Raw genomic sequence first — 21,760 nt, 5'->3', positions numbered from 1 at the left:
TTTATTTAAAACAATTAAAATATAGTGTAAAGGTGGTGCCAATATCTACAGAACTTTCTACTTCTATTTTTCCGTTCATTGCCTCTATTTGGCTTTTAGTTATAAAAAGACCAATACCTTTAGATTTTTTGTGTTTGTGAAAAGTTTTATACATTCCAAAAATTTTGTCTTTATGCCTTTTCATATCTATACCTAAGCCGTTATCAGAAAAAGTCAATTTTATTTTGTCTCTTTCCCTTTTTGCTTTTATATCTACAACCAATCTTCTTTTTGGAGAACTGTATTTAATACTATTTGTAAGTAAGTTTAACAAAATACTTTCTAAATATGCAGGCACTGCATTAACCAAATACTCTTTAGGAATGCGTATGTTTAGTATTACATCATTTTCATTTAACAATGCAATAATACTTTTTCTAACAGAATCAAAAGTTTCTAACAACCTTACACCTTCTAACTTACCAAGCACATTAAGCTTAACACTAACTACTTCATTTAAATGCGTAATAGTTTCATCTAAACTGTCAGAAGATTCATTTAACATATTTATTAAATTAGCTCTTTCTTCTGGATCTGTTTCATTTATTAAAAACCCTGTAAGCATTGATAAATTTGTAGAGTGCGATCTTAAATTATGAGAGACAATATGTGCAAAATTGGTTAGACTTTCATTTTGATCTGCAGTAATCTTTAAAACTGCTTTTACTTTATTTTCTGCCTCTATACGAGACGTAATATCTACTACTTGAGATATAAAGTGAGATATACTACCATCTATTTTAGTAACTTTTGTAACAGATAAAATTACATAGACTGTATGGCCTTTTTTATGAAAATATCTTTTTTCAATTTGATAGTTATCAATTTTCCCAGCTATAAGTTCATCTAACAAATTTAAGTCTGTTAAGTAATCATCTGGATGTGTTACATCTTGAAAAGTTAACTCCAACAACTCCTCTTGCTTGTACCCTAAACTACTGCATAAACTTTTGTTTATTTTTAACCACTTACCATCTAAACCAATTAAAGCCATACCTACAGATGAGTTATTAAAAACCCCTGCAAAAGACTCTTTTCTTTTATCTAACTTTAACACGGTATTTTTATACTCTGTAATATCCCAATTGGCGCCTATCATTTTAATTGCTCCAGTATTTGGGTCTTTATGAAGTTGTGCTATAGATTTTATATATTTTATTTTTCCGCTTTTAAGCTTAATTCTAAACTCTGTATTAAATTCATCTTTATTTTGTATTGCATAATACATTTCATTAACAACCCTTTCCCTATCTTCTTCTAACAATCTATTTTTCCAAGATTTATACAAGTTATTTGTATTTTCTTTTTTACTCTCATACAACAAAAGAGTTGCGTTGTCACAACTTAATTCTTGCTTAAATAGGTCATAGTCCCAAACACCAATATTTGCTGTTTTGGTTGCTATATTTAATCTTTTTTGAGTTTCAAAATGAGCTAACTCTGCTCTTTTTTTAGTGTCAACATCCTGAAAAGTTCCTGTTAACTTAACAGCTTTACCATTTATATATTCTACTTTACCAATTGCCCGCACCCACTTTTCTATTCCTGTAGAGGTTACTATTATAAGCTCTACATCCCAAGGAATTCCTTTACCAATGGCATCACTAATTAGTAGTACAATTTTTTCTCTATGGTACCCTTCTTTATAAAAGTTAATTCCGCTTTCTAAGGTAGGAACGTAACTATCATCCAGGCCATGTATTTCTTTGGTAATACTAGTCCAGTACACCTCATTATTCACTAAATTTACTTCCCAACCACCAATATTTGCTATTTCTTGAGCCTTTAGGCGATACTCTTCTTCATTACGTCTATTAGAAATATCTTCTCTAACAATTATTAGGCCTCCTACTTTTCCTTTTTCATTCTTCCAAGAGTTAATTTTATAATTAAACCATTGTACCTTTCCCGTACTACTTAAAATCTTTTCTCCCTCAAAACTTATATAACTACCTTTTAAACAATACTCGTGTATCTTTTTTATTTCTTCAGTAGTGTCTGGAAAAACTTCATAATAAGATTTGCCAATAATCTCCTTCTCACTTTTAGCTATTTTATTTAACCAAAGTTTAGAGCATTTAACAAAATGCATATTAACATCTAGTACACCCATTTCTATGGGTGCATCATCTATGAATAAGTTTATCTGTGTTTTCTGCAAAATTTATCTCTCTTTAATTTAAATATAGCTTATTTCCAGACAAGTAAGAAATAACTTTCTTTAAAATCTACTAATTGATGCAAAAATGATGAAAAATAACACAGATAACATAAAAATCAAGCTTTTAAACAAAATAAGGCTGTGTTTTTAAGAAAAACACAGCCTTATTTATAGTCAACTTTTTGTACTATTTAACTATTTATTAGGAAAGTTTTTATTGCTCATTATTTCTTCAATTTGCAATGTGTGCCTTTCTGAGTGTGCTGCAATAAATACCATTAACTGCACTCCGTCTAAAGTTCCAAAAGCCATTTGTGCGTAGTGACCTCTTAAATTATTTTTTGTCTTTTTTGCATATTTAATGTTCTCCTTTCTTTTAGAAAGAAAAGCTTTAACGGTTTCTTTATGACTCCCAAACTTACCGCTTGGTTTAAAAGTTTCTGGTGCTTTAATTTTATTAGTTCTGTTTAGCATTACATTCATAACCTCATCATCTGTAATTGTAGATTTAGACTTTTTAGATGTATCTACAGGTGTTTTTAATGCTTTTTCTACTGCTCCAAAAATATTAGTTTCTGATATTGCAATATGCTCTACACACTCCGCTACAGACCAAGACTCCGGGCTTGCTTTAAAATTTAACTGAGCCTCGCTTAAACCCTTAATTTTTTTTAATAATTTTTTACTAGTTCTGGTCATTTCTGTAACCACTAATTCCTTGTCTGCATTGTTTAATCCTTGCTTTGCTGGTATAAAACTTAATAATAGCAATGCTAACACTACGTAAACTGCTTTCTTCATTTTTTTGATTGTTTTTAGTTGCGTGTTGTTTGTCGTTCTTAATCTGATTAAATTACCGTTGTAGGCATAAAAACCAACACACTTTTTCATATTAAAAGTAGTACTTTTATACTAGTACATCATCAGTTAAAAAAAATAATATAAATGAGCTCTTATAACTCTTTGCACATTACACTAGTACAAACACCTATTGTATGGGAAAATCCCGAAGAAAACAGAAGTTTGTTATCAAACAAAATTAAAGCAATAACAAATGCTACGGACCTTATTATTTTGCCTGAGATGTTTACTACAGGTTTTACTATGACTCCTAGTAACATTAAAAAAAATGAGGGACCAAAAACCTTAAATTGGATGCAAGACATTGCTAAAGAAAAACAAACTGCCATTACAGGTAGTATTCCCTTTTTTGAAGATGATAACTTTTACAACCGCTTATTTTTTGTTTTTCCAAATGGCACTTTCCAAACCTATAACAAAAAACACACATTTACATTAGCTGGTGAAGACAAAGTATACAAAGCTGGAAGTAAAAAACTAATAGTAGATTACAAAGGGTTTAAAATTTGCCCGTTAGTTTGTTATGATCTCAGGTTTCCTGTATGGGCTCGTAACACCAAAGATTATGACATATTGCTATATGTAGCCAATTGGCCTAAACAACGTATTGCTGCCTGGGATACATTACTAAAGGCAAGAGCTATAGAAAATATGAGCTATTGTATTGGCGTAAATAGAGTTGGCACAGACAATTTTAATTATGAATACACAGGACATTCTGCTGTTTATGATACATTAGGCAAAGAGCTTTGTTTTTCTACAACAGAAGAAATAATACATACCGTTTTACACAAGCAACACATTGCAGAAACACGTACTAAATTAAAATTTTTAGAAGATAGAGATGCGTTTACCTTACAATTTGAAAATTAAACGTTTCCTCCCAATTGGCTCTTAGCTCTATAGACGGAGAATAACTAACTCTTTCTGCAAAACGCTTGTTTAGATAACTACCTGTATCCCATTTTTGGTTCCCATTAGTATCTTCTATAACTCTAATTTGGCATTTTCCTGGTTTAACGTTTTTGTACACCAATGACTTTGGCTCTGTGGCAAATTGCTCTCTTATTAATTTACCAGACTCATCTACCAATTGTACAATTACTGGGTAAGTTACCTCGCCAGATAATGTAACTGTTAGCAAACTATTTTCAGTAGGGTCTACAAAAGATACTCTGTATTGTATAGTGTCGTTTACTGCATTAAAAAAATCTGTAACTGCTTCTGGTAATAATGTAATACTGTATTGGTTTTCTAATGGTACAACCATATCAAAATTTAACCTGTTTTTTACAGTATCTAAACTAATTGGCACAGAAACCGGAATAGTATCTTTATCTACTATCTTAATTTTTGATGTATCTATGGCCTTAATTGGAATATTTGCTGACACCCAAAACTGATTTTCTAAACTTATTTTTTTATTAGCAACTGCATTAAACTTTAAAGAATCTACAGCCAGTTTTCTAGATTTTACAATAAACGTATCTCTAGTTTTTTGGCGATCGCTAATTACATTAAAAATTAGAGAATCTGCTTTAAAAGGACTTATCCAATAATTTAATGTGTCTTTATCTACCTCTTTGGTTACTTTAGTTTTTACACTATCTGGCAAGTAACTTTGTCTTTCTATCCTAATGTCACTACCATCTCCCTTATACCCAAATAATATTTTGTTTTTTGCTGCATAACTTGGCACAGAAACTGAAAAATCTGACACCTCTTTAAACAAATCTAACACATAAATAGAATCTGTTGGCACGTTAATAAAATGGTCTAAAAATGCTATTTTATCAATACCTTGATCAAACATATTGTTATTACTTTCATCTTTTAAAGCAAACAATGCATATCTACCTTCTTTTAAGTTTTTTAAAGAAAATATATTAGTACTATCTAGCGTATTGGTAATGTAATATGGAGGCTCTTTATACACAATAGAGTCTGTATAAGTACTGTCTACCTTGTACAACATTACACTCACAAACTCATCTACCTTTTGCTTAAATGCATCATTTACTACTCCAGATATACTTAAAGAATCTATGTAATCTCCTGTAGAAAAAACATAACTTAAAAAACTACTTGGGTTTCCCTCATTATTATCTTCTATACTTTGTCCAAAATTAAAAGTATACGTTGTATTCTCTTTTAAAGTATCTTTTATTTTAATCTCTATGTATTTGCTTGCAGACCCTTGTGGTGTAATATCTGGCTGATATTTTAAAGGCGGAGAAACTATAAGCTGCTTTTGTATATCTTTTAGCTTTATATACTCATTAAACTCTAGCTTAATGGTTTTAGATTTAAAATTGATGCTCCTATTTGCAGGTGTAGCACTAATTAACTCTGCAGGTGTAATATCTTTGGGTCCACCAGACGGCGTTCCTCTTCTTGCACATTGCATAAATGCAAATACAACTAATCCTAAAAAAAGAAAGCTTAAAATACGTCTTGCCATAGCCTAAATATTAGCACAAAGAAACAACAAATTACACAAACATAAAACTATGGCACTACAGCAATTGTTGCCACATAAATTGTAACATTTTTTGCTTTATTTAATGCTGTAGCGCAAGCTTCTATTGTAGCTCCTGTAGTAATTACATCATCTACCAACAAAATGGTTTTTCCGGCTATATTTTCTTCATTAGTTAGCTTGTATAAATCCTGATTTACTTTCCATCTTGCAAATCTATTTCTTTTAGTTAACGTTCTGGTATTTGCTGTTTTAAAAAGCACATCTTCTTGGTAGTCTGCATTTAAATGCTCTGCTAATTCTTGCCCAAATAAGGTTACTTGGTTGTAGCCTCTTTTTGTTAATTTTTTCTTATGTAAAGGCACTGGCACAACAATATCTATATCTAAGCGTTCTTTTATTAATTGCGCGTACCAACGTCCAAAAAAAGTTCCAATCTGTTGCTGATTTTTATATTTTAAATGATGAATAATGTTTTTTACAACCCCATTTTTTGTGAAAAATAAGAAAGAATTAACCTTTTTAACATTAATTCTACCATAGAAAATACGGTCAATTGGGTTTTCATCAGTGAAATTGTACTCGGTAAGAGGTAACTGATTTCGACAAACGGTACAAATTAATCGTTCACCTTTACGCAAAGGTGTATTACATCCAAAACACCCTAAGGGCATTAGTATTTTATTGATATGATTTAGTATATTTGACAACTTGTAATGCCCCAAATTTAACCCTACTTAAAATTACCTCCAACTTCCAATGGACTCACAAGATAACAATTTAAAATACAAAGTGATTATAGCTGCGCTTGCGGCCGTGATACTGGGTATCTTAATTGCTTTTTACTATAGCAATGCACAGTCCAACAGCAACATAAGCTATTTAGAGCGAGAGAAAAAAATGCTTACAGATAAGCTTGCCAATATGCAAGCTAATATAGAAAGTTTATCTTCTGAAGTAGAAGTTAACAAGATAGATTTAGATGTTGCAAATAGTGATGTATCTAGATTATTAGACTCTATTGGACAGCTAAATTTTGACAGTAATAAGTACGATCAAAACAAAAGAGAATTACGTAGATGGCAACTTAAATATGACAGTTTAAATATTAAGTATAATTCTTTAAAATACAATAACGTTGTTTTAAGCGAAAGTGTGCAGAATGCTAAAAAAAGAGCAGACCAATACAAAGCACAAGCTCTTGCTGCATCACAAAATGAAGAAGACCTAAAAGATGCTAACAACAAATTAAATAAAGAGCTTAAAAATAAGACCTATTTAAAAATAAGAAGCACAGAGTCTTTAGCTTTTAGAGTGCGTAATGGAAGAGATATTAATACAAACAAAGCAAACCTAATATCTAAACTTAGAGCCTGTACAACTATTAGTGGCAACCCTAATGACATTAATATAGAAAAAAGACTATACCTACAGTTTTTAGATCCTAACAAAAAAGTAATTTCTAATAACGCAAATATTATAAACGTAGACGGAAACGAGTATAGTAAAGCTGTAGATATTATTTACACTGGTATAAACGAAGAAATTTGTGAGCATATTAAATTACCGTCTGGTTCTTTAAAGCCAGGTATATATACTTTAAATGTTTTTGAAGAACAAAAATTACTTTCTTCTATAGAATTTGAATTAAAATAATTCAATCTATTAACACTAAAGTTCTATTTTTGCCATATGGCAAATCAAGAAGACAAATTTAAAAAGGTTATATCTCACGCAAAGGAGTACGGTTACGTGTTTCAATCTAGTGAAATATATGATGGTTTAAGTGCTGTATATGACTACGCACAAAACGGAGCAGAATTAAAAAATAACATTAAACAATACTGGTGGAAAGCAATGGTGCAATTGCACGATAACATTGTTGGTATAGACTCTGCTATTTTTATGCACCCAACGGTTTGGAAAGCATCTGGACACGTAGATGCATTTAATGACCCGTTAATAGACAACAAAGATTCTAAAAAAAGATATAGAGCAGATGTTTTAATTGAAGACTACTGCGCTAAAATAGAAAACAAAATAAATAAAGAAGTTACCAAAGCTGCTAAACGTTTTGGTGATGCTTTTAACAAGCAAGAATTTATTACTACTAACCCACGTGTTGTTGGTTACCAAGAAAAAATAGATACTATTTTATCTAGAATGGGTAAATCTTTAGAAAATGAAGATTTAGCAGACGTAAAAAGTTTAATAGAAGAGTTAGATATTGTTTGCCCTGTATCTGGATCTAAAAACTGGACAGACGTTAAGCAGTTTAACTTAATGTTTGGTACAAAATTGGGGGCTTCTGCAGACAGTGCAATGGACCTTTACTTAAGACCAGAAACAGCACAAGGTATATTTGTAAACTTCTTAAACGTACAAAAAACTGGACGTATGAAGATTCCTTTTGGTATTGCCCAAATAGGAAAAGCATTTAGAAACGAGATTGTTGCAAGACAATTTATTTTTCGTCAGCGTGAGTTTGAACAAATGGAAATGCAATTTTTTGTACGCCCTGGCACACAAAAAGAATGGTACGAGGCTTGGAAACAAAACCGTATTAAATGGCATTTATCTTTAGGCTTAGGTGAAGAAAACTACCGTTTTCATGATCATGACAAACTAGCTCATTATGCAGATGCAGCAGCAGATATAGAGTTTAAATTCCCTTTTGGATTTAAAGAGCTAGAAGGTATACACTCTAGAACAGATTTTGATTTAAGTAGTCACGAGAAGCATTCTGGTAAAAAATTACAATATTTTGATCACGAAATTAACGAAAGTTACGTACCATATGTTGTAGAAACCTCTATTGGCTTAGATCGTATGTTTTTAGCAGTTTTCTCTAACTCTTTAGTAGAGGAAGAATTAGAAAACGGATCTACTAGAACTGTTCTTAAATTACCTGCAGTGTTAGCACCTACCAAAGCTGCTATTTTACCACTTGTTAAAAAAGATGGCTTACCAGATGTAGCTAAAGAAATTATAGAAGACTTAAAATGGGATTTTAAAGTAATTTATGATGAAAAAGATGCTGTTGGTCGTCGTTACAGAAGACAAGATGCTAATGGTACTCCTTTTTGTATTACTGTAGATCACCAAACTTTAGAAGACAAAACTGTAACTATACGCCATAGAGATACTATGGAGCAAAAACGTGTTGCCATTACAGACTTAAAATCTATTATAGACGCAGAGGTATCTATGAAAGGATGGCTTAAAAAAATATAATTTTTAAGTTGATAATAAAAAGAGCTCACTATAGCATTTGCCAGTAGTGAGCTCTTTTTTTTATAATAAATTGTAATTGCTAAAATCTAAAACCTACAGATAACCCTGCTCTAAAAATAAAATCGTCCTGAAAATCTTTAGGGTTAATGTTTCTACCAAAACCACCATTAAGTTCTAGTGTAAAACGCTCACTACGCGTAACCCATTTATAACCTCCACCAAGACCTAGGGCAACATTACTATAATCGCCAATAATTCTAGATCCCATTTCATTATACTTTTTTTCTCCCTTTATATATAATCCAAAAGCTTCTGCAAATGCACCACTTCTTGGCATATCTCCAAAGTAAGCCCTAAAATTAGGTCCAAATCCAAAGCTACCGTTATAATCTTCACCGTCACCATCAAAATGAAGAATTGCACCAACACTTGTATCATCTCCTAAAAAATACTCGTATCCAAACTCTGCAGAAGTTGTTGCTAAAAACATTCCTATATTAAATTTAACTTCTTGGTTTTTATCAAAATTAGAGTAAGCTTGGGCAGATACCATTTTGGCTCCCAATAAAAATAATACTACTAATAATCCTTTTTTCATAATGTTAGTGTTTTCTAATTCTCATTTTTCAATTTGCAAAAATAGAACTTTTTGTAAGAATCTCTCTCATTCATTTTTCATAGAACCCTTTGTTTTTTCTATTTTTAACTTTTTAATTCTATATAATGAAAATAGTATCCTATAACGTTAATGGTATTCGCGCAGCAATTAATAAAGGTTTTATAGATTGGCTTACCACTACAGACCCAGACGTTATATGCCTTCAGGAAATAAAAGCCTTAAAAGAACAGTTAGATTTGTCTTTATTTGAAGAAGCTGGTTATAGCTACAATTACTGGTATAGTGCTCAAAAAAAAGGCTATAGCGGTGTTGCAATATTATCTAAAACAGAGCCAAACCATATAGAGTACGGTACAGGAATAGATTATATGGATTTTGAAGGACGTAATATTAGAGCAGATTTTGGAGACGTTTCTATAATGAGTATGTATTTACCATCTGGTACTAACTTAGCTCGCTTAGATTTTAAGTTAAAATATATGGACGATTTTCAGACCTATATTAATGACTTAAAAAAAGACAAACCTAATATTATTGTATTAGGAGATTATAATATATGCCATGAGGCAATAGACATACACGATCCTGTGCGCAACAAAAACGTATCTGGATTTTTACCTGTAGAACGCGAGTGGATTGGGAATTTTATGGAGAGCGGATTTATAGATAGTTTTAGGCATTTTAATAAAGAGCCACACAACTACTCTTGGTGGAGCTATAGAGCTAACGCAAGAAATAATAACAAAGGTTGGCGACTAGATTATGCTATGGTGAGTAAAACCCTTGAAAATCGCTTAAAAAGAGCTGTTATTTTAAAGGAAGCTAAACACAGTGACCATTGTCCAATTTTAGTAGAGCTAAATAAATAAACACTAAAAACCAATTTACTAATGACACCACAACTCCTAAACCCAAAAGATTTTGAATCTTTAATTAACGGAAAAAGAGTATCGCTTTTTACGCTAAAAAACACACAAGGTTCTATTGCTCAAATAACAAATTATGGTGGCACTTTAGTCTCGTTATGGGTAAAAGACAAAAACAGTAATTTTAAAGATGTTGTTTTAGGATATAAATCTTTGCACGAGTACCAAACCAATCCAAATGCCTACTTTGGTAGTATTGTTGGCAGGTATGCAAACAGAATTGCTAAAGGGAGCTTTACTTTAGATAACAAAATATACAATTTAGCTGTTAATAACGGCGAAAATCATTTACACGGTGGCACAACCGGTTTTGACGCTGTTGTTTGGGATGCAAAACAACCTACTGAAGATACACTAGAACTAACCTATGTTTCTGCAGACATGGAAGAAGGTTTCCCTGGTACTTTAGCCGTAAAAGTGCAATATCACTTAACAGATAAAAATGCTTTAAAAATCAAATATTGGGCTATTACAGATAAAACCACTGTAGTTAACTTAACAAACCACTCTTATTTTAATTTAAAAGGTGAAGGTAATGGTGATATTTTAGACCATACACTACAAATTAATGCATCTTCTTTTACAAGTATAGACAAGACTTGTATACCTACTGGCGAGCTAACATCTGTTTATGATACTCCTTTAGATTTTAGAAAAGAAAAAGCTATTGGCAAAGATATTAATGAAGATCATGAGCAACTAATTATTGGCAATGGTTATGATCACAATTATGTTATAGACCAAAACACAACTTTAAATTTGGCTGCAACGGCAAAAGAAGCTACAACTGGTATTACTATGGATGTGTACACTACAGAACCAGGAGTGCAATTGTATACAGGCAACTTTATTGGTGATGATTTAGTAGGCAAATCCGGGAAAAAATACCATCCACGAGCTGCTTTTTGTTTAGAGACACAACATTATCCAGATAGCCCTAATAAACCACAGTTTCCAACTGTGATACTACATCCAAAAGAAGAATACCACAGTGTAACTTTGTATAAATTTACTACAGAATAAAAACTTATTTGTTTCCTACTACTTTGTATGTAGGATCTTCTAATACGTTAACTTCAATTATTTTATCTGCATTATTTAACAACACTCTACAATCCTTACTAAGGTGTTTTAAGTGCACCTTTTTACCTACTTTGGCATAGCGTTCGGTAATTTTGTTTAAAGCTTCAATTGCAGACATATCTGAAACTTTACTTTCTTTAAAGTCAATAATTACTTCTTCTGGATCGTTTGCTACATCAAACTTTTCATTAAAAGCAGTTACAGAGCCAAAAAATAAAGGTCCGTAAATCTCATAGTGTTTTACCCCTGCTTCATCTACATATTTTCTAGCCCTAATTCTTTTAGCACTTTCCCAAGCAAATACCAATGCAGAAATAATAACACCTATTAATACGGCTAATGCTAAGTTGTGTAAAACCACAGTAATTAAAGTAACCAGTATCATTACAAAAATATCTGGTTTAGGCATTCTTTTTAAGGCTCTAAAACTTGCCCACTCAAAAGTACCAACTGCAACCATTACCATAACACCTACCAATGCAGCTATAGGTACAAGTTCTATTACTGGTGCTCCAAACAATATAATTACCAATATAGTTAACGCGGCAATTATACCAGATAATCTTGCTCTTGAACCTGCAGATAGGTTAACCAAGGTTTGAGCAATCATTGGACAACCACCCATACCACCAAAAAAGCCATTTAAAATATTTGCGCCTCCTTGTGCTACGCACTCTCTATTACTATTTCCTTTTGTACCTGTAATTTCATCTACTAAGTTTAACGTAAGTAAGCCTTCTGTTAAACCTACAGCAGCCATTATTAATCCGTATGGTAAAATAATTTTAAAGGCTTCTAATGTAAACGGAATAGTTGGTATATGAAAAGAAGGTAATGTACCACTAAGCGACTTTAATGGTTCTCCCGGTAAAGTATCTTGATTAATAATATCTACGACTTGCTTTGTTTCTATATTTAAAAAATACACAACTAAAAAAACAACAATAATTCCTATTAAAGAAGCCGGAACTGCTTTAGTAAGTTTAGGAACAAAAACAATTATTGCAATTGTAAACAGTACCAAGCCTACCATAGTATACAATGTTTCGCCTGTTAACCAAACTGCAGCATCACCAACACCAATTTTAAATTGGTCCATTTGTGCCATAAAAATAATAATAGCCAAACCGTTTACAAACCCAAACATTACGGGTTGAGGCACCAAACGTATAAATTTACCAAGTTTTAAAAGACCAACTATTAGCTGAAAAACACCTGCCATAGCAACTGCCGCAAAAACATATTCTAAACCGTGCGAGTTCATTAATGCCATAAGAACTACTACTGTTGCACCAGCTCCTCCAGAAATTAATCCTGGTCTACCGCCAAATATTGCTGTAACCAGTCCCATAATAAAAGCACCATACAAACCTACTAAAGGTGAAAATCCTGCAAGAATAGCAAACATTAATGATTCTGGAATCATTGTCATTGCCACCGTTAATCCTGCTAAAATTTCATTTTTATAATCTACCTTCTGCTGGAAATCGAATAAATTTAAATACTTTTTCATTTTAGCTTATAAATTAAGGGCGCAAAAATAGTCTTTATTGAGCTTTTAGAGAAATAAACTATATAAAACTAAAAAACACATCTTAAAATTATAAAAATCTAACACTACACGCTAACAAAACGTTTCTTAGCTTTGTAGTAAACACATCTATATAATGGCAAAACAAGACTTTACACTTATAGGAGCTGGTATAATGAGCGCTACGCTTGGCGTTTTATTAAAACAACTAATACCAGATGCAAAAATAGCTATTTATGAACGTTTAGATAAAGTAGGCGCAGAAAGCTCTGATGCTTGGAACAATGCAGGCACAGGACACTCTGCTTTTTGCGAGTTAAACTACACACCAGAAAATGAGCAAGGCGATATAGATATTTCTAAAGCATTAAAAATTAGTGAATCCTTTGAAGTATCTAAACAACTTTGGGCATATTTAGTAAAAAACAATTTACTACCTGCAGAAGATCCTTTTATTAATGACATTGACCATATGAGTTTTGTTTGGGGTGATGAAAATTTAAACTTCTTAAGAAAAAGACACAAAGCACTTACAGCATATCCTATTTTTAAAGATATGTTACATTCTGAAAATTACGACCAAATTAAAGAATGGGTTCCGTTAATGATGACAGGGCGCAATAAAGACCAAACTATTGGTGCCACAAGAATGCCTATTGGTACAGATGTAAATTTTGGAACTATTACTAGAGGTATGATTGCCTATTTGCAGTCTTGCGATGGTGTAGAAGTGTTTTTAGGTCACCAAGTAGAAGATATAGATGATAAAAAAGATGGCACTTGGGAAATAGAGGTTAAAGATTTACATACAGATAAAGAAAAAACTATAGAGAGTAATTTTGTGTTTATAGGTGCTGGTGGTGGCGCTTTAAAATTACTAGAGAAATCTGATATTCCAGAAGCAGATGGTTATGGTGGTTTTCCTGTAAGCGGACAGTTTTTAAAGTGTAACAACCCTGAAGTTATTTTACAACACGAAGCCAAAGTTTATGGTATGGCAGAAGTTGGTGCGCCACCAATGTCTGTTCCGCATTTAGATACTAGAATGTTAAACGGGGAGCGCTCGTTACTTTTTGGTCCGTATGCTGGTTTTTCTACTAAATTTTTAAAAAATGGTTCTTATTTTGATTTGCCACTGTCTATAGACGCACACAATATTTTTCCTATGCTTAGGGCAGGCTTACACAATATATCGCTTACTAAATACTTAATAGAACAAGTTGTACAGTCGCCAGAAGAACGTTTTAAAGCATTAGAAAAATACTATCCAAATGCTAAAATTGAAGACTGGGAACTTATTACAGCTGGGCAACGTGTACAAATTATAAAAAAGGATGCTAAAGAAGGTGGCGTACTTAAATTTGGAACCGAGATTGTAACCAACAAAAACAACACATTAGCTGCTTTGCTTGGAGCCTCACCTGGTGCATCTACCTCTGTGTCTATTATGTTATCTGTATTAAACCAATGTTTTCCTATGCAGGTAAAATCCAAAGCTTGGCAACAAAAATTAACAGAAATGATTCCGTCTTTAGGGCACTCCTTAATTACAGATGAAAAACTGTGTATTAGTACAAGAAATTATACTACTTCAATTTTAAAATTAGAAGACAATTAAAAACACAAAAAAACCGCCTTAAACATACCACTGTTTAAGACGGTTTTACAACTAATAACCAACCTAAAAATTCTTCTATCTTTTGCGTTGTCTCTTCACTGTTTTTACACTGTTTGTAGACTTCGTTCTTTTTTTATCTGTTACAGATGCATCTCCTTTTAAATACTCTGTATAACCTACTCCTGTAAACTCATAAACCGTGCCAGAATCTGGATGATATAACTCTATTGTACTATCGTTAATCACATAAAACTCAAAATAATCATCACCCATAAAATCATAGTCTAACTCTAGTAACTTTAAGGTTTCATCACCATCAACATCAAACACTGTATACACCCCTTCATAATCCCACTGTAAGTTTCTTGGTCTAGTACCATTATTGTCTATAGAAGACCTAAAAACATCGGCATTTCCATCTGCAAAAAATTGTAAAAAATTCTCTGCATCAAAATCATTTATAGCCCCTTCTTTACTTGTATATGTTTTTTCCCAAGCGTTGTACTCTTGTAAAAAGTATTTTAAATTATCATAAAAAACATAATCATAATCAAACGTACTTTGTCTATATCCCCTTAAGTAGTATGATGTGTTTGTACTAACATCTAACAACTCTAAAGTATTGTTATTTACTACATACACCTCTAAAGGCCACCTACCATCTACACTATGGTTTACACGTATACCATCGTTAAAAACATCGTAATTACCAACATCTATACCGTAACCACCACCAGTTTTACCAATACCGACAATGTTATTATTTGCATACAAACGGCCATTATTAAATGTAATAGTAAATGCACGTTGCAAAAAAGGCACTTCTCCGTTTCCTTGTGTAGCATTAATATCTACATACCACAAATCGTATTTATGAATTGCGTGTTCTACAGAAAATCCTGGTTCTAAAAACTCATCTTCAATTATAATTTCTGAATAACATGAAGAAACTAAGGTTCCCAATAGCAGTAGTCCTAATAATAATTTCGTTTTCATAATAAAAATGTATTGGTTCTGTTTAGCTTAAAACAAAGGGCGTGCCAAAATTTTTAAATAACTGACATACAACAGTTAATGAATTTAATTTTTTGTGCTTTTAGATTAATGAAATAAATAATATGGCAAAAAAAAGTAGTACACCTACCTTAATTACAACAATAACAGGGCTATATTTTTTTATTAAATTGATGCTATACTGGCTTTAAAATTTCTGCTTTCAATTAAATTTTATCTACTTTTGATCTACTAAATTTATTTTATGAAGAATACTACAAAGTTTGCTGTTTTGGGTGGTGGTAGCTGGGCTACTGCAATTGTAAAAATGCTTACTGAAAATGTTAGCACAGTAAATTGGTATATGCGCAATACAGATGCTATAGCGCATATAAAAGAACACAATCACAACCCTAATTATATAAGTGCCGTTGAATTTAACCCACAACAATTAGCACTAACCGCAGATATTAATACCGCTATTACTAATGCAGATGTTGTAATTTTTGCAATACCTTCTGCTTTTTTAGTAACAGAATTAGAAAAACTAACGGTTTCCTTAGATGAGAAAATTGTATTTTCTGCAATAAAAGGTATTGTGCCAGAAACAGGTTTAATTGTTGGTGAGCATTTTAACCAAACGTATAATGTACCACTAGAAAATATTGGTGTTATTGCTGGTCCTTGCCATGCAGAGGAAGTTGCCTTAGAGCGTTTGTCTTACCTAACAATTGCATGCGCAGATGAGAAAAAAGCTAAATTGGTTGCTAAAAACCTAAGTAGCTATTACATAAAAACAAAAACATCTGACGATATTATTGGAACCGAGTATGCAGCCGTTCTTAAAAATATTTATGCTATTGCTGCCGGTATGGCTCACGGTTTGGGTTACGGAGACAATTTTCAGAGTGTACTTATGAGTAATGCTATTAGAGAAATGAAACGTTTTATTAAACGTGTACACCATATGAAACGCAACATTAACAACTCTGCCTACCTTGGTGATTTACTAGTTACTGGCTATTCTGTTTTTAGTAGAAACAGAATGTTTGGTAATATGATTGGCAAAGGGTACACGGTTAAAAGTGCTATGATGGAAATGAGTATGGTTGCCGAAGGTTACTACGCTACTAAAAGTGCACACCTGATTAATGAAAAACACAGCAAAAAATCTAAGACTCCTATTATAGATGCGGTTTATGCTATTTTATACGATGGCAAAAACCCTAAAAAAGTTTTTAGTGGCTTAACAGATAAGCTAGACTAGTTAACATTAGCTAAATTCTACAAAGCTTGTTTTTATAGTAATTCTTTGTAATTACTACAAAAACAAGCTTTTTTATTTGTCCGTTTCTAAAAACTATATAAATTGTAAGAAATTATTTCGGTTTTTTTTAAAGAGAAAAGACCAAAACAAATAACCAAAGACCAACTAAAAATTATGGATCAGAAAATAAAAACATTAAAAATTATTCACTTAGCTATTACCTTTGGGGTAGTTCTTATTTATTTTACTTTAGGAGATATTACCGCTTTAAAAAGTTTTAAAGTTCCTGCTTTAGATGCCTATTCAGTCGTATTTTTAGCACTACCGCTAATTGCCGTTTTTGCTAGTAATTTTGTGTTTAAAAACACACTAAAACAAGCCAAGGACATTAAAGAGCTTAAAGACAAATTTGGTGTGTACCAAACTGCATCAATTATAAGATGGGCAATTTTAGAGGGGGCTGCTTTTATCATCCTATTTCTTAAACCAGACTTTATGCTTTTTGGACTTTTAATTATACTGTATATGGTATTTTTAAGTCCTACTTTAGACAAAATAAAAAACGATTTTGAAAGCGTACGTATAAAATAATTTAAACTAAATATGAAAAAAATATTAACTATTACAGCTGTTCTTACACTTTTAATTAGTTCTTGCAAAGAAACTTCAACCTCTAAAATAGAACGTGAAGGTGAGCCAGACGTAATTAACATAGCAGATGAAAACATTGCAATGAACCAAGCTATTGCCAAAGCAAACAAAACTCTATCTATCTTTAAAACAGCTATTCAAAGCAATAATAAAAACTACTATGGCTTTACACTAAAGCAAAAATTTAGTGATTCAGATGGTAGTGCAGAACATATTTGGATACAAGATGTAACTTATGACGGCTCAAAATTTAAAGGTATTGTTGGTAACACACCATTATATGAAATTAATGTAAAATTAGGAGATACTATTAATGTAGACGAGTCTAACATTAGTGACTGGATGTACTTTGACCAAAATATTACCAAAGGCGCATACACTATTAGGGTGCTACGTGACCAAATGTCTACTGAAGAACAAAAAGAGTTTGACATACAAAGTGGAATGCAATTTGAATAAATAAAAAATATGAAAAAAATACTAGCCATTACAACCCTTATTTTACTAACCATTGCAAGTTGTAAAACAGACGAAAAGCAAAAAGTAAGCAATTTATCTAACCTATACGCGGTAGATGGTTTTATAGATTTTCCGTTTACTATTACAAACACTAAAGAAGATAAAGACTATTACCAATACACCATTAAGGCTACCGTAGATAATGATACCATTGGTATGCTTGTGTCTTTAAAAAAAGAGATTAAAGCAGGTTTTGTAAATGGCGAGCCAAAAAATATGTTTATAGATAATGGCATTAAATTTACTTCTATTGGAGAGCAAAGCAACAGATTATTAAACTTTATGCGTAAAAAATACAATTTACCCGCTAAAGAATATGCTTTAAAACAAGAACAAATTTTTACTTGCGCTAACCTTAATCAAGATGATGTAGATTACAAAAGTGGTAGTAGCAGATTTAAAATATTTTTAGAGGATAATGAAGAAAATGCAGAGCTTTTTGTAAACTTTAATTTTTTACTAAACACCATTGGTTTAAACGAAAAAGACAATCTATACAGACCGCAATTAGTACGTTTGCTAAGCAAATAACAACTGTACAACTTGTAAATTTTAGTACCTTAGATGTATGAACAAATTAGACATTAGAACCGTAAACGTTGTGCAATATGTACAACCTTTACGAGAAGGTGGCTCTTTACCTGCTATTGTTAAGGCAGATGACGATTTCCTTTATGTTTTAAAATTTAGAGGCGCAGGCCAAGGCACAAAAGCACTTATTGCCGAGTTTATTGGCGGCGAGCTTGCACGTGCTATTGGATTAAAAGTACCAGAATTGGTATTTGCTAACCTAGACGACTCTTTTAGCAAAACAGAACCAGACGAAGAAATTCAGGATTTACTAAAATTTAGCGTTGGTTTAAACCTAGGATTACACTATTTATCTAGCGCTATAACTTTTGATCCGTTAGTAACTACCGTAGATGCAAAAACCGCTTCTAAAGTGGTGCTACTAGACAGTATTATTAGCAATATAGACCGTACGGCAAAAAACACCAATTTACTTATTTGGAACCAAGAGCTTTGGGTAATAGACAATGGTGCAAGTTTTTATTTTCATCACAACTGGCCTTTGTGGGAGAACCACCTAACTAGGACTTTTCCGTTAATAAAAGACCACGTATTATTGCCACAAGCTACAGAGCTAGACTACGCAAAACAAGAAATTACAAGCAAAATTACACCACAAATTATAGAAGATATTACCAATAATATACCAGAAGACTGGCTTATAAACCAAACCGATTCTTTAACTCCTGCGCAAATGAGAGCTGCTTACACCAAGTATTTAAATGCAAAACTTGGTATGGTAGACGCGCTTATAAAAGAAGCTAAAGATGCAAGATAAAGTTACGTTTGAATATGCCGTTATACGCATTGTACCCAAAGTAGAACGCGAAGAGTTTTTTAATATTGGTGTTATTTTATTTAGCAAACGAAAAAAGTTTTTAGGTGTAAAATACCATATAGACCGCAACAAACTAGAGGCTTTTTGTAAGGATCTAGACTATAATCTGCTACAAGATTACCTTAAAGCCTGGGAACTGGTTTGTAAAGGTGAACCCGCTGGCGGACCAATTGGTAAGTTAGAGCTATCTGACAGGTTTAGGTGGTTAGCCGCCTCTAGGAGCACCGTTATACAAAGCTCTAAAACACACCCTGGTTTATGCAATAACCCAGAAGAAACCTTAGAAAAACTATTTGCCACCTATGTTTTATAACACCATTAAATAACAAAACCATATATTATGATTTACACAAAAAACAGCCTAAAACAGACGTTAGTACTAGCAGTAACAGCGTTATTACTATATTCTTGTGGCGCAAAAGACAGTTATGAAACAGTAACCGTAGAAAATAAGTTTGAGCTTACACTGCCTTCTTTTTTATCTAAAACTAGAGACTTAAATGATGATGCATCTTTACAATACCAAAACGCAATAAGAGAGTTTTATGTTATAGCTATTCATGAGCCAATAATAGACGTACAACCGGTAATTGACGAAGACGTAACAGGCGAGTACAAAAATGATATTAACGGGTACTACAAACTAATTTCAGATAATTTTAAGGAGGCCATAGTAAACCCCCAAGTCTCTAAAGTAACAGATACTATAGTAAACAATATGCCTGCTAAAACAGCTTTTATAAATGGGCAAATAGACGGTTTAGATATTGTATACGCCATAGGTTTGTACCAAGGCAAAGAAGATTATTACCAAATATTCTCTTGGACACTAGCAGACAGAAAAGATAGACACAAGGATAATATGTCTAAAATTATTTATTCTTTAAAAGAAGTAGAAGAAACAGAATAACTTTTACCAATTTACCATAAAAATTAAGCCTTTACTATTTAGACAAACCTCTAAAAAGTAAAGGTTTTTGTTTGCAATAGAGCTAGTTACATTGCCATACATAAATACACACTTACCAATTACCCTTAAAAAACTACAAACTATACAATATTCAACACCAATTACGGAAATCCGTTTTTTTGGTAAAAAAGAAGGGAGTAAATTCATATATCGCTGAGGAAGATTAAGCAAATACAATATACCAAAGTTAGCAATATGAAAAAGATAATTACATTTATTATATTCATCTTAATATCTACTCTTTCCAATTCTCAAGATATAGAAGAATTATCAAAAGAGAAAGAAGGTTTAATTGAAGAAAAAGATGCTTTACTTATTAAAAAAAGAACTATTGAATATCAAATAGATTCAATTACTAACAACATACTTATCATTGAAGACAAAATTGCGATTCAAGAACTAAAAACTAACGCAATAAAAACCTCATTAAAAAGAAATTCTAATCTTTACGAACTTCCAAGTGTAAAAACAAAGATACTGGAACCTATAAACCAAAAAGAACAACTTTATCTAATTGAATATTATGAGTATGGTGAGTATTACAAAGTAATTTACAATAATAAAATTGGCTATATAAAAGAATCAGACATTATACATAGCAAAGCAATTAAAGCGCTAAAAAAAAAGCCCTCAACGAACCCGAGTACTCCTTCTTCACAAAGTAAGTCTTCATACAATAAAGGATTCAATTCATCTAGAAGTAGTGTAATATCTACTTGTGGCGCTCTCACTAAATCTGGTGGTTATTGTAAAAGAAAAGTAAAAGGAGGAGGGCACTGCTACCAGCACTAGAAATTGCACCCATCCCAAATTTTCTTATCTTTAAAAGAAAAAAATGGCGAGTAACACAGAAATTAAATTATCATCTAACTGGACCAACCTTGGCTTGTACTTAGGCACAATTGTAGTACTAATAATGATTCCGGTATTAGCAAATGTTACCCAAGAGCAAGAGTTTCATATGGGGATGATTATAGCTGCTGCTGTTTTTATAGCGCTTATTGGTTTTATTGTATACCAATTTATGTATATCTGTGATGCACGTGTTATTGGAGATAAACTAGTGTTAAAAAAGAAATTTAGAGCTGCTAAACATTATTCGTTTGATAAAATAGGATACCCAAAGTCTTTTCATTTAAAAAGATCTAAATACACTACGGTAGAAATGCAAAACGAAGACAAAAGTCAAGAGAAATACCTAATAATGAATAATAGGTCGCTACTTTCTTTTGAGAGTAAAGATGCAGAGCAAACTCTTATAGATCTTAGAAATATGGCAATGCGTAGTAAGTAATAAAAATCACCTTAATTATACTTGCAATTATATTTTTATTAATAGTAAGTCTTTTCTTATATTCGCCTGCAAAATAACAAACCTTAAAACAGGTATTTGTAGTAAAG

Annotated in this window: 22 protein-coding genes; 15 read left to right on the top strand and 7 right to left on the bottom strand. The window is 32.1% G+C overall.

The window, feature by feature from the left end; all coding sequences use genetic code 11:
- Nucleotide 1: 1 nt before the first annotated feature.
- Both Q4487_RS11130 and Q4487_RS11125 read right to left on the bottom strand, forming a co-directional pair.
- Entirely contained in the window at nucleotides 2-2,200 is a 2,199-nt protein-coding gene (locus Q4487_RS11130) for a PAS domain S-box protein (RefSeq protein WP_303541987.1), read from the bottom strand.
- Between the two features lie 195 nt (nucleotides 2,201-2,395).
- Nucleotides 2,396-3,001 carry a DinB family protein gene (locus Q4487_RS11125; RefSeq protein WP_303541988.1) on the bottom strand — a complete coding sequence of 202 codons (606 nt, stop codon included), beginning with the start codon at nucleotides 2,999-3,001 and terminating at the stop codon, nucleotides 2,396-2,398.
- Between the two features lie 144 nt (nucleotides 3,002-3,145).
- Here Q4487_RS11125 and Q4487_RS11120 point away from each other — a divergent pair, with 144 nt between their 5' ends.
- A complete protein-coding gene (locus Q4487_RS11120; protein WP_303541989.1) occupies nucleotides 3,146-3,934 on the top strand; it encodes a nitrilase family protein in 789 nt (262 codons plus the stop codon).
- Here the strand turns inward: Q4487_RS11120 and Q4487_RS11115 are convergent.
- Complete coding sequence (locus Q4487_RS11115; protein WP_303541990.1) at nucleotides 3,912-5,522, bottom strand: Ig-like domain-containing protein; 1,611 nt, start codon at nucleotides 5,520-5,522, stop codon at nucleotides 3,912-3,914. The two genes, Q4487_RS11120 and Q4487_RS11115, sit on opposite strands and share 23 nt — an antisense overlap.
- Nucleotides 5,523-5,569: 47 nt before the next feature.
- Entirely contained in the window at nucleotides 5,570-6,214 is a 645-nt protein-coding gene (locus Q4487_RS11110) for a ComF family protein (protein WP_100894621.1), read from the bottom strand.
- An 85-nt stretch (nucleotides 6,215-6,299) separates the two neighbouring features.
- Between Q4487_RS11110 and Q4487_RS11105 the strand changes: the two genes are divergently transcribed.
- Together Q4487_RS11105 and Q4487_RS11100 are read left to right on the top strand one after the other, a co-directional pair.
- On the top strand, nucleotides 6,300-7,196 hold the full coding sequence (locus tag Q4487_RS11105) for a hypothetical protein (protein ID WP_100894620.1): 897 nt from the start codon (nucleotides 6,300-6,302) through the stop codon (nucleotides 7,194-7,196).
- Between the two features lie 36 nt (nucleotides 7,197-7,232).
- Entirely contained in the window at nucleotides 7,233-8,774 is a 1,542-nt protein-coding gene (locus Q4487_RS11100) for a glycine--tRNA ligase (RefSeq protein ID WP_303541991.1), read from the top strand.
- A gap of 79 nt (nucleotides 8,775-8,853) precedes the next feature.
- Here Q4487_RS11100 and Q4487_RS11095 read toward each other — a convergent pair whose 3' ends face one another.
- Nucleotides 8,854-9,372, bottom strand: coding sequence for a hypothetical protein (locus tag Q4487_RS11095; protein ID WP_303541992.1), 519 nt, complete (start codon nucleotides 9,370-9,372; stop codon nucleotides 8,854-8,856).
- 125 nt (nucleotides 9,373-9,497) lie between these two features.
- On the opposite strand from Q4487_RS11095, the gene Q4487_RS11090 reads away from it, so the two are divergent.
- The gene (locus tag Q4487_RS11090) at nucleotides 9,498-10,262 is read left to right on the top strand and encodes an exodeoxyribonuclease III (protein WP_303541993.1); all 765 of its coding nucleotides are present in this window, start codon (nucleotides 9,498-9,500) and stop codon (nucleotides 10,260-10,262) included.
- Nucleotides 10,263-10,283: 21 nt separating this feature from the next.
- On the top strand, nucleotides 10,284-11,342 hold the full coding sequence (locus tag Q4487_RS11085) for an aldose epimerase family protein (protein WP_303541994.1): 1,059 nt from the start codon (nucleotides 10,284-10,286) through the stop codon (nucleotides 11,340-11,342).
- 4 nt (nucleotides 11,343-11,346) lie between these two features.
- Here the strand turns inward: Q4487_RS11085 and Q4487_RS11080 are convergent, their stop codons facing one another.
- Nucleotides 11,347-12,915, bottom strand: coding sequence for a SulP family inorganic anion transporter (locus Q4487_RS11080; RefSeq protein WP_303541995.1), 1,569 nt, complete (start codon nucleotides 12,913-12,915; stop codon nucleotides 11,347-11,349).
- 154 nt (nucleotides 12,916-13,069) lie between these two features.
- Between Q4487_RS11080 and mqo the strand changes: the two genes are divergently transcribed.
- Nucleotides 13,070-14,551, top strand: coding sequence for a malate dehydrogenase (quinone) (gene mqo, locus Q4487_RS11075; protein WP_303541996.1), 1,482 nt, complete (start codon nucleotides 13,070-13,072; stop codon nucleotides 14,549-14,551).
- A 75-nt stretch (nucleotides 14,552-14,626) separates the two neighbouring features.
- On the opposite strand, the gene Q4487_RS11070 is transcribed toward mqo, so the two are convergent.
- Nucleotides 14,627-15,547: a nicotinic acid mononucleotide adenyltransferase gene (locus tag Q4487_RS11070; RefSeq protein ID WP_303541997.1), complete on the bottom strand. Its 921-nt coding sequence runs from the start codon at nucleotides 15,545-15,547 to the stop codon at nucleotides 14,627-14,629.
- A gap of 262 nt (nucleotides 15,548-15,809) precedes the next feature.
- Here Q4487_RS11070 and Q4487_RS11065 point away from each other — a divergent pair, with 262 nt between their 5' ends.
- The 9 genes from Q4487_RS11065 (at nucleotide 15,810) to Q4487_RS11025 (ending at nucleotide 21,653) form a co-directional block, all read left to right on the top strand.
- Complete coding sequence (locus tag Q4487_RS11065) at nucleotides 15,810-16,811, top strand: NAD(P)H-dependent glycerol-3-phosphate dehydrogenase (RefSeq protein ID WP_303541998.1); 1,002 nt, start codon at nucleotides 15,810-15,812, stop codon at nucleotides 16,809-16,811.
- 174 nt (nucleotides 16,812-16,985) lie between these two features.
- Nucleotides 16,986-17,402 (top strand): MFS transporter, encoded by a 417-nt coding sequence (locus tag Q4487_RS11060; protein WP_100894609.1) that lies wholly within the window; start codon nucleotides 16,986-16,988, stop codon nucleotides 17,400-17,402.
- 12 nt (nucleotides 17,403-17,414) lie between these two features.
- A complete protein-coding gene (locus Q4487_RS11055) occupies nucleotides 17,415-17,921 on the top strand; it encodes a DUF2314 domain-containing protein (protein ID WP_100894608.1) in 507 nt (168 codons plus the stop codon).
- A 9-nt stretch (nucleotides 17,922-17,930) separates the two neighbouring features.
- Nucleotides 17,931-18,512, top strand: a complete 582-nt coding sequence (locus Q4487_RS11050; RefSeq protein WP_100894607.1) for a hypothetical protein — start codon at nucleotides 17,931-17,933, stop codon at nucleotides 18,510-18,512.
- A gap of 37 nt (nucleotides 18,513-18,549) precedes the next feature.
- Complete coding sequence (locus Q4487_RS11045; RefSeq protein WP_303542000.1) at nucleotides 18,550-19,329, top strand: HipA family kinase; 780 nt, start codon at nucleotides 18,550-18,552, stop codon at nucleotides 19,327-19,329.
- Nucleotides 19,319-19,702 carry a DUF3037 domain-containing protein gene (locus Q4487_RS11040; protein ID WP_100894605.1) on the top strand — a complete coding sequence of 128 codons (384 nt, stop codon included), beginning with the start codon at nucleotides 19,319-19,321 and terminating at the stop codon, nucleotides 19,700-19,702. Before Q4487_RS11045 ends, Q4487_RS11040 begins: the two co-directional genes overlap by 11 nt.
- Nucleotides 19,703-19,729: 27 nt before the next feature.
- On the top strand, nucleotides 19,730-20,299 hold the full coding sequence (locus Q4487_RS11035; protein ID WP_303542002.1) for a hypothetical protein: 570 nt from the start codon (nucleotides 19,730-19,732) through the stop codon (nucleotides 20,297-20,299).
- A 255-nt stretch (nucleotides 20,300-20,554) separates the two neighbouring features.
- Nucleotides 20,555-21,151: a hypothetical protein gene (locus tag Q4487_RS11030; protein ID WP_303542004.1), complete on the top strand. Its 597-nt coding sequence runs from the start codon at nucleotides 20,555-20,557 to the stop codon at nucleotides 21,149-21,151.
- 43 nt (nucleotides 21,152-21,194) lie between these two features.
- On the top strand, nucleotides 21,195-21,653 hold the full coding sequence (locus Q4487_RS11025) for a hypothetical protein (RefSeq protein ID WP_303542006.1): 459 nt from the start codon (nucleotides 21,195-21,197) through the stop codon (nucleotides 21,651-21,653).
- Nucleotides 21,654-21,760: the final 107 nt, after the last annotated feature.

Source organism: Cellulophaga sp. 3_MG-2023 (genome assembly GCF_030546975.1).
Taxonomy (GTDB): domain Bacteria; phylum Bacteroidota; class Bacteroidia; order Flavobacteriales; family Flavobacteriaceae; genus Cellulophaga.
The sequence above is the reverse complement of the archived record's forward strand: the minus strand, read 5'-3'. Positions and strand labels throughout refer to the sequence as shown.